Below are 12,764 nucleotides of genomic sequence, written 5' to 3' on the forward strand. Positions count from 1 at the left end.
AGGCAAGAACAAATTCCCGTGAACGTGCGTGAACAAAAAATGAACAAAGCATGTTTCAATTGTGTTCGCCGAGTCGAAAACCCCACAAAACATGCTAAACCTCGATAAAATAAGCAGAAAATTGCCTGATTCGAAAATAAAACTTGGTGAAAGAATCACCCTATGTCATACAGTTCTTGCCTGATGGTTTGGGAAGCTATTTTGGCATCAAAGGCTCTGGAAAAGGGCTAATAAAATGGGACAGGTTGAAATGACCACGAAAACTGAAGTTTTGACGAATCGCCGCAATCTTTTAGGGGCCTTCGCAGGGATTGCAACGATCAGCGCCGCACCTACCTATGCTGGCGTATTTGGCTATGTAAAGGGTGCCGGGAACATTCGCCGCATTCATATGCGCAATTCCAGAAATGGCGAAACCATAGACACGATTTATTGGGTAGATGGGCAATATATCCGCCCCGCCCTGAAAGAAATTAATTGGTTCATGCGTGATTGGCGCGAGAACAAAGCGACCACCATGGATCGCAACACCATCGACGTTATCGCAGCAACCCATGCGCGCCTACGTACCAAGGATCCGGTTTACATGCTATCTGGTTATCGCTCTGCGCGCACCAATGCGATGTTGCGCAGCAAGAGCCGCCGCGTAGCAAAAGACAGCTATCACGTTAAGGGGCAGGCGACGGATATTCGTATCAAATCTCGCTCGGTCAGCGATATCGCTCGCGCGGCAATGGCGGCGCGCATTGGCGGAGTAGGAAAGTACTACCGCTCCAATTTTGTCCATGTAGACAGCGGCCCCGTTCGCACATGGGTCAGTTAATCGCTTGAGACCCTGATGTTTTAATTCATCCAATTCAAACCCGCCGCTAATGAGGCGGGTTTTTTTATGTCTTATGCCCGTGTTGTTCCATCGCCCGTTACAATATATTTAAAGCTGGTCAGCTGTTCGGTGCCAACAGGCCCGCGCGCGTGCATTTTACCGGTGGCGATGCCGATTTCCGCGCCCATGCCAAATTCTCCGCCATCGGCAAACTGGGTCGAGGCATTGTGCATCAGGATGGCACTATCGACCTTTTGGAAAAACTCTGCCGCAACATCAGCGTTTTCGGTCATAATGCAATCGGTGTGATTAGAGGAATATTCTTGCAGGTGGGCAATGGCATCCCCCAGCCCATCCACGATCTTTGCGGCGATAATCATGTCCAAATATTCACAGCCAAAATCATCTGGCCCCGCGGCGACAACGCCCTCAATCTCCTGTAGGGTTTGATCACCGCGTACCTCAACACCTGCATTTATCAGATCTGTGATAAAGGGGGCGCCATGTTCCGCGTAAAATGCGCGATCAATCAGCAGACATTCCGCAGAACCACAGATACCTGTGCGCCGTGTTTTGGCATTTAAAACAACCGCGCGGGTTTTTTCCACATCAGCCGCTGCGTCCACATAAACATGGCAAATGCCCTCTAGATGGGCAAATACGGGGACGCGAGCGTCAGACTGCACCCGCCCGACCAGACCCTTGCCACCGCGTGGTACGATCACATCTACGTATTCAACCATTGTCAATAACTCGCCCACCGCGGCACGATCCCGTGTGGGCACCAGTTGCACCGCATCCGTAGGCAGATTTGCGGCGCGCAACCCCGCCTGTAGGCAGGCATGAATTGCCCCCGAAGAATGGAAACTCTCGGAGCCGCCACGCAGGATCACTGCATTGCCCGCCTTAAGACATAGTGCACCTGCATCTGCGGTAACGTTGGGGCGGCTTTCATAGATCACGCCAATCACGCCCAGGGGCGTGCGCACGCGTTTAATATTCAGCCCCGTTGGGCGATCCCAATCGGCCAGCACCGCCCCCACAGGGTCATCCTGTGCGGCTACGGCGCGCAGAGCCTCCGCAATGCCCCTAATGCGATCCTGATCCAGCATCAGGCGATCCATCATCGCATCAGATAGCCCTTTGGCGCGGCCAAAATCCATGTCTAGGGCATTGGCGTCGATGATCCTATCGCGCTGATCCCAAATCGCATCTGCCGCCAAATTCAATGCCTGTTGTTTTTGATCCGGTGTAGCATAGGCCAGAATGGCGCTGGCGGCCTTGGCGCGCACGCCAATGTCGGTCATCATTGCTTTGATATCTGTGTTTTTCGTCATGTTGCTATCCTATAGTACCAAATCATCGCGGTGCACCACTGCACCATGTCCTGCGTATCCTAATATTTCTTTGATCTCACCGGTCTGACGTCCGATGATTTTCGCCGCCTCGCTCGCTTTGTAGTTTGACAATCCTTTGGCCAATTCGCGGCCTTCTGAATCGCAAATTGACACCAGTTCACCGCGTGTAAACGCACCTGTTATTTTGCGCACCCCCACAGGCAGAAGCGATTTTCCAGATTGAAGCGCGCTAATCGCCCCCGCATCGACCACCAGCGTGCCTTTGGGCTTCATGCCAGAAATCCAGTTTTTGCGGGCATCGCGCGGATTAGAACGCGGGGTGAACCAAGAATGCGTTGCGCCATTTTTCAGCGCCGTGATCGGGCGCGGGCAATCGCCCTCGATGATCACCATTGCACAGCCCGCCGACATGGCAGATTTTGCGGCCATCAGCTTGGTCTTCATGCCGCCCTTTGAGGCAGAGGTACCCGCATCGCCTGCAGCGGCCTCTAGTGCGGGGGTAATTTCATCAATAACGGGAATGTGGCGCGCATCGGGATCGATGCGTGGGTTGCCTGTGTAAAGCCCATCGATATCAGACAGTAATACCAACAGATCCGCCCCGATCATTGTGGCCACCTGTGCCGCAAGACGATCATTGTCGCCATAGCGGATTTCATCCGTGGCCACCGTATCGTTTTCATTTACTATGGGCACCACCCCCAAATCCAACAAGGCCGCCATGGTGCGACGCGAATTCAAATAGCGGCGGCGATCCGCGCTGTCTTCTAGGGTGAGCAATATCTGGGCAGTTGTGTGCCCATCTGGGGACAATACGTTTTCGTAGGCCTGCGCCAGCTTGATCTGGCCCACAGCGGCGGCGGCTTGGCTTTGCTCTAGGCTTAATTCACCTGCCCCCAGCTTCAGCACCCGCCGCCCCAATGCAATAGAGCCCGAGGAGACCAACACGACATCCCCCCCCGCATCGCGTAGTGCGGTGATATCCGCGGCTAACCCCTGAAGCCATTCTAGGCGCAATCGACCTGATTGTGCATCGACCAGCAAGGCCGATCCGATCTTTATGACAATGCGCTTGGCGTTTTCTATGGCCGCCATGTGCCGACCTCGATGTTTGTTTCCTCGGCTATCTCTTGGGCCTCGGCGGCATTGCGGGTTTCCACCTGCTGGGCCACCGCGCGCAGAACCTCGGTGGTGCCTTGGCGTGCCACACCCGACAGATGCAATACCGGCCCACCGGAGGCCAGTTCTAGCTCGTGAGCTTTGACTGCGATTTCTGTTTCATCCAGCGCGTCGATTTTGTTTAGCGCCGTGACCCGTGGTCTATTGGCCAGATCGCCGCCGTATTTTTCCAGCTCGGTGATGATGGTTTGGTAATCCTCGGCCACGGTTTCTGACGTGCCATCCACCAGATGCAACAGCACCGCACAGCGCTCTACGTGTCCCAAGAAGCGATCGCCAAGGCCCACACCTTCGGATGCGCCGGCAATCAAACCTGGGATATCGGCGATCACGAATTCCTTGTTATCCACCCCTACAACGCCCAAATTCGGGTGCAATGTGGTAAAGGGATAATCGGCAATTTTCGGGCGCGCGTTAGATGTGGCGGCCAAAAATGTTGATTTCCCTGCATTGGGCAGGCCCAACAGCCCGGCATCAGCGATCAATTTCAGACGCAACCAGATGGTGCGCTCGACCACGGGCTGGCCGGGGTTCGCGCGCCGCGGGGCTTGGTTGGTAGAGGTTTTAAAATGCAGGTTACCAAAGCCACCGTTGCCGCCCTGCGCCAAAATAAATGTCTGACCCTCTTCGATCAGATCACAAATCACTGTCTCTTGGTCTTCTTCCAGAATTTCTGTGCCCACCGGCACCTGCAGGATGATATCATCGCCATCCGCACCAGAGCGCTGCCGCCCCATGCCAGAGCGCCCGTTCTGTGCGAAGAAGTGCTGTTGATAGCGAAAATCAATCAGCGTGTTCATATTATCCACGGCCGTTACGATCACATCGCCGCCACGCCCGCCATTGCCGCCATCGGGGCCGCCGTATTCGGTATGAGCCTCTCGACGAAACGAAATACAGCCGTTGCCGCCGGCACCGGATTTTACATATACTTTGGCCAGATCAAGGAATTTCATGACGCGCTTTCGAATTTTGTTCGCGTTAAGCGATATAGATTAACGGGTGCAGGCTCAAGGCGCGCAAGGGATGTTCCTGTGCCTTGGCCGGTTTTTTCAAAGCCAAGATTGCCCAGAACCCGCATTGAGGCGGGATTATCAGTGAAACTGTCTGCCTGAACCGCATCCAGCCCATAACGAGCGAAAGCAAAGCCCAAGAGCGCGCGTGCGGATTCTGTGGCAAAGCCCCTGCCCCAGAATTGTTCGGATATGAAATAGAAAAGCGAAGGATAGGCACCGGGGCCAAGGCCGATTGCGCCGATCAGGCGCCCGCCTTGCAGGCATACCCCAAGGCGAAATCCGGGTTTGCCTGTGGGTTGGCCCTGTTTGATCCATGTGCGCACGGCCGATTTGGGCCACGGAATGCTGACGGACATCAGGTATGGGGCCACCTGTGCATTGGCGGCAATGAATTGCAATTCTGCGATATCGTCTTCGGCCAAGGGGCGTAGAAACAAATTCTGTGTATAGATCGGGAACCCATACCCCGCCCGCCAGTGTTCGGGGGTTAGGATCATATCGCGCTGAAGCGCAATTTGCCCGTTTGGGCGGGTCACATCGTGGCTACCGCAGGGCTGAAACCCGAGGTTTTCGAGCATAGCTTGGCTAGGTTGGTTACCATCGAGGTAGCCAGAGTGCACCGACGCATCACCGCGGCGCGCAAAATGGGCGGCGATAAAGGCATGGGCCGCCTCGCTGGCAAACCCTTGTTTGCGGTGGCTTTCGATCAACCAAATGCCGAAATGGCCATCCAGCGACAAAACCCCAATCATGGTGTTTTGCAGGAAAATCCCCAACACAGGGCCGCTGGCATGGTGGCTGTTGCGGATAAAGGATTGAGCGTCATCCAGCGTATAGGGGTATGGAATATGAGGAATCCAACGCGACAGCTCTGGGTCATTGGCCGCATGTGCCAAGGCCGTGGCATCACGATTATCCAAGGAGCGCAACAACAGCCTGTCGGTTCTAATTTCGATCATCATCCAAATTTCCCAAAAAAAAGGGGCCGACAAACTGCCGACCCCTGTCTAAACATATGTTTGCACACGTCAGCTTATTCGGCGGCCTCGGCTGCCGGAAGAACTGAGATGAATGTGCGGCCTTTGAAGCCTTTGTGGAACTTGACGTTCCCCCCTTCTAGGGCGAACAATGTGTGGTCTTTGCCTTGGCCAACGTTTTCACCAGGCCACCATTTGTTACCGCGCTGACGCACGATGATGTTGCCAGGGATTACGACTTCGCCGCCGTATTTTTTTACGCCAAGGCGACGTCCTGCGGAGTCGCGACCATTGCGGGACGAGCCGCCTGCTTTTTTATGTGCCATTTCGCTTTCTCCTACTTGTCTTCAGCTTTTTTAGCCGCTGCTTTTTTGGCAGGTGCTTTTTTAGCTGCTGGTTTCTTGGCTGCTTCTGCTTTAGGAGCGGCCTCTTTCTTGGGGGCTGCTTTTTTAGCCGCTGGCTTTTTAGCCGCTGGTGCTGCTACTTCGGCACCCGGTACGAAACCTTTGCCATTTTCTGCAGCCGCTACACCTGATTTATCAGCGCCTTTGGCCAAGATGTCAGTTACACGCAAAACAGTGATTTGCTGACGGTGGCCCTTTTTACGTTGGCTAGAGTGCTTACGACGACGCTTAACATAGTTAATTGTCTTAACACCTTTGCCCTGCTCTAGGATTTCCGCTTGTACAGCAGCGCCTGCAACAGTGGGTACACCGATCACTGGCTTGTCGCCACCAACCATCAGAATCTCGTTAAATTGAACAGTTTCACCAGCGTTGCCAGTTACTTTTTCAACACGCAGGATATCCCCGCTGGCAACTTTATACTGCTTACCACCAGTTTTTAGAACCGCAAACATATGCGCTTTCCTTTTATAACCGCGTCCTACGGCCCCTGAATTCACGAATAAAATCAGGTGTTTAGCGGTTACCCGCGCCTCGCACAGCGTGTACGATGTCGTACAAATTGAACAAATACCCCCCAACACGAGTCGGGGTCGTGGGCGGCTTATCAAGAAAAAACTACGTAAAGTCAAGCACATTGGCGGCGGGATCGCTAGGAGCGGCCATCGCGGTTTGTGGCAAAATCACCCCCAAACAACAGCACCCGGTTCCCCATGGTGAATAACCTGTCCGCCCATTCCCCCTACACCTAAGAAACCACAACGCAGTATCAACCAGCGCCACCGTCATAGTCGAACACTAGAGGCACATGGTCAGACAGCTTGTTCCCCACCCAATTTTCAAAATTACCAATCTCAAAGGCCCGCTGGTTTTGAATCATTTGCATGGTCGCGAAAATATAATCGATGTGATAGGTCGGGCCATCCTTCGTGCGATCCCGCCAAAAATGGGTGGGGATGCTCTCGGCGCCATGATCCTCGCTGTAGCTGTGGTGATAGGTACTGAACAAACCCATCTCGCGGGCGATATTTACCATTGTCATGTGATTGCTGCGCCAACCCCGCTTGTCCCAAAAGGTGTTGTTGTTAAAATCCCCAGCCAATAGTGCCGCTTGGCCCGAAAACGCCGTATGGTATCGGCGCAGGGCACAGCGCAGAGGCCCCCATTGACGTTTACGGGTGATACCTGCGCTGGCATTTTGTGCCCAAACGCCCATCACATTTATCCCCCGTCCCTGTGGTGTGGTGATGTGAGCCGGCAGGATATAGTGTAAATTCGCGCCAAAGTTTTCAAACGGGGCCAGCGTGTATCCATTAAAAGAGAAGATCCCCAGCCCCTTGTGGCGATTTTTACCCATCCACAGCACCGTCTGAGGGGTCAAGGGGATATCGGATTTTTGGGCAAGGATTTCTGGCGCCGCGCATTCGCTGATCACTGCCACATCGGGCGCAAGCGCGCACAAAGCATCCCATTTGCGATGCAAGGCCATGTTGCAATTCCATGCAACCAGCCGCATCACAAACCCTTAGAAGGATTTGTAATTGTGGCGCCCCTTATAGGCTGTGCACATCATACAGCGCGCCGCCTGTTCCGCATCGGATGCATTGTCTTGGAACGTGGTCATAACATTGGTGGCAAACATCGCATAAAACATTACCAGAGGCAGTGTGATAACACCCACAATCAGTACTTTGTTCATTTTGCCCTCAAATAATTTATATGCGCTATGAGGATATATTTAAAACTCTATCCGTTTTTGTCAACTGTGGGGAACCTCTTCCAGCTCAATCAGGCTACCTTGAAAATCCTTGGGGTGAAGGAACACAACCGGATTACCATGTGCGCCAATCTTGGGCATGCCCCCGCCCAGCACCCGCGCGCCACTGTCCACCAGCTGTGCCACCGCATCTTTGATACTGTGCACTTCGTAACAAATATGATGAATACCCCCGCTTGGGTTTTTCTCTAGGAAACCCGCGATAGGGCTATCTGCGCCCAAGGGAAACAACAGCTCTATTTTGGTGTTTGGCAGCTCGATAAACACCACTGTCACGCCATGCTCTGGCAGATCCTCTGGGGCACCGACCGATGCGCCCAGAGCATTTTCGTATTGCGCCATAGCTTGTGCAAGATCTGGCACGGCAATGGCCACGTGATTTAGACGACCGATCATTTTGTGTTCCTACGCAATCCCTGGACATGGCCCAGAACCGAGCTGGCGGCTTCGATCACATTTGACCCTGGGCCGAACACCTGTGCAACCCCCGCCTCTAGCAAGAAATCATAGTCTTGTTCGGGTATTACCCCGCCAGCGATTACGATAATTTCAGGGTGACCTGCCCCACGCAGGGCCTCGATGACCTCGGGGATCAGCGTTTTATGCCCGGCCGCCAGCGACGAAACCCCAACCACATCAACACCCAGCTTGATCGCCTTGGTGGCGATTTCGGTTGGCGTTTCAAACATATCAGATAGATCAACCGTAAAGCCCAGATCAGCGAAGGCTGTGGCAATCACCTTGGCGCCGCGATCATGGCCGTCTTGGCCGACCTTGGCCACCAAGACATGGGGCGTGGTCTGCATTTCTGACACGCGTGATTGCAGGGTTTTGTATTCAGGATCGCCAGCATAGGCGTTTTCGTACACGCCGCTGATCACCCGTGTGACAGCTGCGTGGCGGCTAAAGGCCAGCTCCATCGCATCGGAAATTTCGCCCAAGGTGGCCCGGTGGCGTGCGGCCTCGACCGCCAATTCCAGCAGGTTGCCGGTTTTATCAGTTGCGGCCTGTGTTAGGGCATTCAGCGCCTCTTGGCATTTTGCACTGTTGCGGGATTTTTTCATGGCGTTGATGCGCTTGATCTGTGCGGCGCGCACCGCAGTATTGTCGATTTCGCGGATATCAAGTTCATCCTCTTCTTCAAGACGGTATTTATTCACCCCCACAATCACATCTTCGCCCTTATCGATGCGGGCTTGGCGGTGGGCCGCGGCCTCTTCGATGCGCATTTTGGGCAGGCCGGCCTCTACAGCGGCGGTCATGCCACCCATTTCTTCGACCTCGGCGATCAGCTCCCATGCTTTCTCAGCCAAATCAGCCGTCAGCGCCTCGATATAATACGAGCCCCCAAGCGGGTCGACCACATCGGTGATACCGCTTTCGTGTTGTAGGATAAGCTGGGTATTACGCGCAATGCGCGCGCTGGTTTCGGTGGGTAGAGCAATGGCCTCGTCAAAGGAATTGGTGTGCAGGGACTGTGTCCCCCCCAAGGTGGCGGCCATGGCCTCGATTGTGGTGCGCACAACGTTATTATAGGGATCCTGTTCCGTCAGAGACACGCCGGATGTTTGGCAATGGGTGCGTAGCATTTTGGATTTTTCGGATTTGGCACCAAAATCTGTCATGATTTTTGCCCACATTTGACGCGCCGCGCGCAACTTGGCCGCCTCCATGAACATATTCATCCCAATACAGAAGAAAAACGACAGGCGCGGTGCAAAGGCATCGATATCCAGCCCCTTGTTCATGGCGGCGCGCACATACTCCATACCATCAGCCAGCGTATAGGCGAGTTCTTGGGCCAATGTGGAGCCGGCCTCTTGCATGTGGTAGCCGCTGATTGAAATCGAGTTGAATTTCGGCATCTCGGCGGCGGTATATTCGATGATATCGGATATGATACGCATGCTGGGCTCTGGCGGATAGATATAGGTATTGCGCACCATGAATTCCTTTAGGATATCATTTTGCACCGTGCCAGACAGTTTTGATTTATCCACGCCCTGCTCTTGGCCGGCGACAATATACATAGCCAATACGGGAATAACCGCACCATTCATTGTCATGCTAACGGACATTTTGTCCAATGGAATACCATCAAAGAGTATTTTCATATCTTCGACACTGTCGATGGCCACACCGGCCTTGCCCACATCGCCCGCAACGCGGGGGTGGTCACTGTCGTAGCCTCGGTGTGTGGCTAGATCAAAGGCAACGGACAGTCCCTTTTGCCCTGCGGCCAAATTTTTGCGATAGAATGCATTACTTTCTTCGGCGGTAGAGAAGCCTGCGTATTGGCGGATCGTCCATGGGCGACCTGTGTACATCGTGGCGCGCACCCCGCGGGTAAAGGGCGCGATACCGGGCACGGCATCTGATGCCGCCTCTGGTAGATCAGCGGCGAAATAGACTGGATCTACACCAATGCCTTCGGGGGTTTTCTTGGGGCGTGGCGCGCGACCTTTGGCCTCGGAGGTGGCAAGATCTGCCCATTGTTTCTTATGCTGTGCCATGTGCCTGTTCCCTTGTGTGTTGAAAGATTAGGAATTTAAGGTTATATAAGGAGCGTAACTTGCTGAGAGGACGACCTGATATGGCCGTAACAAAGAAAAAACCGATCGAAGGTCGCACAGGGCCACGCCCTGGGTATTGATCCCCGTTTTGATCAGTGCCTATAGCGCCCCTTGACGCAAAATTTTCAATCCAGCCTTGCATCAGGTGTTTTCCATCATGCGCAGGGCTGAATTTCCCATATTCAGCGCCTCTTTTTTCATTTCGATATAGTCTTGATACATGGCAATCTGTCTTGATTTCGCCAGCGTATCAAAGGTGTCGCTGCGCAGATCGCTGATCAACAGCTCAATCGCGCGCAATTGTGAATAGTATAATACAATCGAATCCAGACATTGGCGCGGCAGGATATGGATATCCTTCACCAAGGATTGGAATACGGTGTCGTTGCTTTCTAGCGGGATGAACGGGATGAAATCCGCATCTGCGTGCATATTGGCCACTGAGGCGGCGCCGTATTCATCAAGGCTATCATGGCTAAGAGCCGCGACATAGGCGCGAATCTCTGCATAGAGTGTCTCTTGATAATCGCGGGTTTTCTCGCGGCGCAGGCGCCGGCGGTATTCCCGCTCGCGCCATGTATTGAAAAACCAGCCCAAAATCACAACACAGGCGCCAATCACAGCGCCTATGGGGATTTGGGCCAGCATGTTCTGCATGGTTATTCAAACTCCATGATGATGTCATCCACGGCCAAGCTGTCGCCCTCGGCCACGGGAATTTTCGTCACGGTGCCGTTTTTCTCGGCCTTTAGGACATTTTCCATTTTCATGGCCTCGATAATGGCAAGGGATTGGCCCTCTTCTACGTGATCGCCCTCGGCCACCAGTAATGAGACCACCAAGCCGGGCATTGGGCACAGCAGCAGTTTTGATGTATCGGGGGGCAGTTTTTCCAGCATCAATGCCGCCAGCTCTGCCACACGCGGCGAGAGCACCTGCACCACGATATCGGCCCCGCGCATACGCAGGCGATACCCACCGATGGCGCGCTCGACCTTTACGCAATGCGTGCGTTCATCGATGGTTATACGCATCAATGTCTCGCCCAGACGGTACGCCACATCACAGTGCAGATCTTTTCCATTCAGGCCAACGACAAAGCCGCCCTCGCCCTGTGCAATGGTGGCGGGGGTGTTTTGGCGATCAATGCGCAAAACCTTGTCTTGTTGCACCGGGATATGCACATCAAATGTGCTGTCACGTTCGGAAATACGCTGTTCTTTCATACGGTTAAGAACCAAAGCGGAGGCCATCAGCACATCCAACGCATCCCCAGATGGGGTGACGCCCATGAAACCATCGGGATATTCTTCCTCGATAAAGGCGGTGGTGATATTACCAGAGCGAAAGCGATCATGGGCCATAACAGCCGACAGGAATGGCAGGTTATGCCCAATGCCTTCGATCTCGAAACTATCCAGCGCAGTTTCCATCTGATCAATAGCCTGTTCGCGATCCGGGGCCCATGTGCACAGCTTGGCGATCATCGGGTCGTAGAACATCGATATCTCGCCGCCTTCGTACACGCCGGTGTCATTGCGCACCGCATGGGTTGCACTGCTTTCTTCGGCTGGAGGGCGATAGCGCGTTAGGCGGCCAATAGAAGGTAGGAAACCACGATAGGGATCCTCGGCATAAAGGCGGCTCTCAATTGACCAGCCATTGCGCTGCACATCTTGCTGTTTCAGCGCCAGTTTTTCGCCCGAGGCGACGCGGATCATTTGTTCGACCAGATCAACGCCTGTGATCAATTCCGTAACCGGGTGTTCCACCTGTAGGCGGGTGTTCATTTCTAGGAAATAGAAATTGCGATCCTTATCAACGATAAACTCTACGGTGCCCGCGCTGGTATATCCCACAGCCTTCGCCAAGGCGCAGGATTGCTCGCCCATAGCCTTGCGGGTTTTTTCGTCCAGGAAGGGGCTTGGGGCCTCTTCAATCACCTTTTGGTTGCGGCGCTGAATTGAACATTCACGCTCATTTAGGTAAATGCAGTTGCCGTGCCCGTCGGCCAAGACTTGGATCTCGATATGGCGCGGCTCGACCACGAATTTTTCGATGAATATCCGATCATCACCAAAAGAGCTGGCGGCCTCGGATTTAGAACGCGCGAATCCCTCGCGTGCCTCGGCATCATCCCATGCGATACGCATGCCTTTGCCCCCGCCCCCGGCGGATGCCTTGATCATTACCGGATAGCCGATTTCGCTTGCGATTTTTACCGCATGTTCGGCATCATCAATCAGCCCCATGTGACCGGGCACAGTAGATACGCCCGCGTCCTGAGCGATTTTCTTAGAGGTGATTTTATCGCCCATAGCCTCGATTGCGGGCACAGGTGGGCCAACAAAGGTGATATTCTCTTTGGCTAATGCCTCGCAAAATTCGGCGCGTTCTGACAGGAACCCATAGCCCGGGTGCACGGCGTCTGCGCCGGTTTCCTTACAGGCGGCGATGATTTTATCGATCACCAAATAGCTCTCTGCGGCGGGAGATGCGCCGATGTAGATGGCCTCGTCAGCCATCGAAACATGCAGCGCCTCTTTGTCTGCATCGGAATAAACGGCTACGGTTTTGATGCCCATAGATTTGGCTGTTTTAAAGACCCGACAGGCGATTTCACCACGGTTAGCAACAAGTATTTTCTTTATCATATC

General features: G+C 53.8%; 12 protein-coding genes and 1 pseudogene. 1 reads left to right on the plus strand and 12 read right to left on the minus strand.

All coding sequences use genetic code 11. The features are described 5' to 3' along the window. Nucleotides 1-250 precede the first annotated feature (250 nt). A complete protein-coding gene (gene mepK / locus QQL62_RS03695) occupies nucleotides 251-823 on the plus strand; it encodes a peptidoglycan L,D-endopeptidase MepK (RefSeq protein WP_284376199.1) in 573 nt (190 codons plus the stop codon). Between the two features lie 71 nt (nucleotides 824-894). Here the strand turns inward: mepK and QQL62_RS03700 are convergent, their stop codons facing one another. The 12 genes and pseudogenes from QQL62_RS03700 to QQL62_RS03755 form a co-directional block, all read right to left on the minus strand. Further along, nucleotides 895-2,160 carry a glutamate-5-semialdehyde dehydrogenase gene (locus tag QQL62_RS03700; protein ID WP_284376200.1) on the minus strand — a complete coding sequence of 422 codons (1,266 nt, stop codon included), beginning with the start codon at nucleotides 2,158-2,160 and terminating at the stop codon, nucleotides 895-897. A gap of 9 nt (nucleotides 2,161-2,169) precedes the next feature. After that, nucleotides 2,170-3,276 carry a glutamate 5-kinase gene (proB, locus tag QQL62_RS03705; protein WP_284376202.1) on the minus strand — a complete coding sequence of 369 codons (1,107 nt, stop codon included), beginning with the start codon at nucleotides 3,274-3,276 and terminating at the stop codon, nucleotides 2,170-2,172. Next, a complete protein-coding gene (gene obgE, locus QQL62_RS03710) occupies nucleotides 3,264-4,316 on the minus strand; it encodes a GTPase ObgE (protein ID WP_284376203.1) in 1,053 nt (350 codons plus the stop codon). The genes proB and obgE overlap by 13 nt, the downstream gene beginning before the upstream one ends. Continuing rightward, entirely contained in the window at nucleotides 4,313-5,338 is a 1,026-nt protein-coding gene (locus QQL62_RS03715) for a GNAT family N-acetyltransferase (protein ID WP_284376205.1), read from the minus strand. Before QQL62_RS03715 ends, obgE begins: the two co-directional genes overlap by 4 nt. A 71-nt stretch (nucleotides 5,339-5,409) precedes the next feature. Beyond that, a complete protein-coding gene (gene rpmA / locus QQL62_RS03720) occupies nucleotides 5,410-5,679 on the minus strand; it encodes a 50S ribosomal protein L27 (protein ID WP_284376207.1) in 270 nt (89 codons plus the stop codon). A 23-nt stretch (nucleotides 5,680-5,702) separates the two neighbouring features. Next, a pseudogene (rplU, locus tag QQL62_RS03725) lies at nucleotides 5,703-6,212 on the minus strand (50S ribosomal protein L21); the annotation flags it as partial. Nucleotides 6,213-6,526: 314 nt separating this feature from the next. Then, the gene (locus QQL62_RS03730; protein WP_284376208.1) at nucleotides 6,527-7,273 is read right to left on the minus strand and encodes a hypothetical protein; all 747 of its coding nucleotides are present in this window, start codon (nucleotides 7,271-7,273) and stop codon (nucleotides 6,527-6,529) included. A gap of 9 nt (nucleotides 7,274-7,282) precedes the next feature. Continuing rightward, nucleotides 7,283-7,456: a hypothetical protein gene (locus QQL62_RS03735; protein WP_284376209.1), complete on the minus strand. Its 174-nt coding sequence runs from the start codon at nucleotides 7,454-7,456 to the stop codon at nucleotides 7,283-7,285. A 60-nt stretch (nucleotides 7,457-7,516) separates the two neighbouring features. Continuing rightward, on the minus strand, nucleotides 7,517-7,930 hold the full coding sequence (gene mce, locus QQL62_RS03740) for a methylmalonyl-CoA epimerase (protein WP_284376210.1): 414 nt from the start codon (nucleotides 7,928-7,930) through the stop codon (nucleotides 7,517-7,519). Further along, the gene (gene scpA, locus QQL62_RS03745) at nucleotides 7,927-10,047 is read right to left on the minus strand and encodes a methylmalonyl-CoA mutase (RefSeq protein WP_284376212.1); all 2,121 of its coding nucleotides are present in this window, start codon (nucleotides 10,045-10,047) and stop codon (nucleotides 7,927-7,929) included. The genes mce and scpA overlap by 4 nt, the downstream gene beginning before the upstream one ends. 201 nt (nucleotides 10,048-10,248) lie before the next feature. Further along, nucleotides 10,249-10,764, minus strand: coding sequence for a hypothetical protein (locus QQL62_RS03750; protein ID WP_284376215.1), 516 nt, complete (start codon nucleotides 10,762-10,764; stop codon nucleotides 10,249-10,251). Nucleotides 10,765-10,766: 2 nt separating this feature from the next. Beyond that, nucleotides 10,767-12,761: an acetyl-CoA carboxylase biotin carboxylase subunit gene (locus tag QQL62_RS03755; RefSeq protein WP_284376216.1), complete on the minus strand. Its 1,995-nt coding sequence runs from the start codon at nucleotides 12,759-12,761 to the stop codon at nucleotides 10,767-10,769. Between the last annotated feature and the right edge of the window lie 3 nt (nucleotides 12,762-12,764).

This window comes from Amylibacter marinus (assembly GCF_030160015.1).
In the GTDB taxonomy this organism is placed as follows: Bacteria; Pseudomonadota; Alphaproteobacteria; order Rhodobacterales; family Rhodobacteraceae; genus Amylibacter; species Amylibacter marinus.

Coding starts and splice junctions, on each gene's coding strand:
- mepK (WP_284376199.1), top strand. CDS start 251: ATGACCACGAAAACTGAAGTTTTGACGAATCGCCGCAATCTTTTAGGG.
- QQL62_RS03700 (WP_284376200.1), bottom strand. CDS start 2,160: ATGACGAAAAACACAGATATCAAAGCAATGATGACCGACATTGGCGTG.
- proB (WP_284376202.1), bottom strand. CDS start 3,276: ATGGCGGCCATAGAAAACGCCAAGCGCATTGTCATAAAGATCGGATCG.
- obgE (WP_284376203.1), bottom strand. CDS start 4,316: ATGAAATTCCTTGATCTGGCCAAAGTATATGTAAAATCCGGTGCCGGC.
- QQL62_RS03715 (WP_284376205.1), bottom strand. CDS start 5,338: ATGATGATCGAAATTAGAACCGACAGGCTGTTGTTGCGCTCCTTGGAT.
- rpmA (WP_284376207.1), bottom strand. CDS start 5,679: ATGGCACATAAAAAAGCAGGCGGCTCGTCCCGCAATGGTCGCGACTCC.
- QQL62_RS03730 (WP_284376208.1), bottom strand. CDS start 7,273: ATGCGGCTGGTTGCATGGAATTGCAACATGGCCTTGCATCGCAAATGG.
- QQL62_RS03735 (WP_284376209.1), bottom strand. CDS start 7,456: ATGAACAAAGTACTGATTGTGGGTGTTATCACACTGCCTCTGGTAATG.
- mce (WP_284376210.1), bottom strand. CDS start 7,930: ATGATCGGTCGTCTAAATCACGTGGCCATTGCCGTGCCAGATCTTGCA.
- scpA (WP_284376212.1), bottom strand. CDS start 10,047: ATGGCACAGCATAAGAAACAATGGGCAGATCTTGCCACCTCCGAGGCC.
- QQL62_RS03750 (WP_284376215.1), bottom strand. CDS start 10,764: ATGCAGAACATGCTGGCCCAAATCCCCATAGGCGCTGTGATTGGCGCC.
- QQL62_RS03755 (WP_284376216.1), bottom strand. CDS start 12,761: ATGATAAAGAAAATACTTGTTGCTAACCGTGGTGAAATCGCCTGTCGG.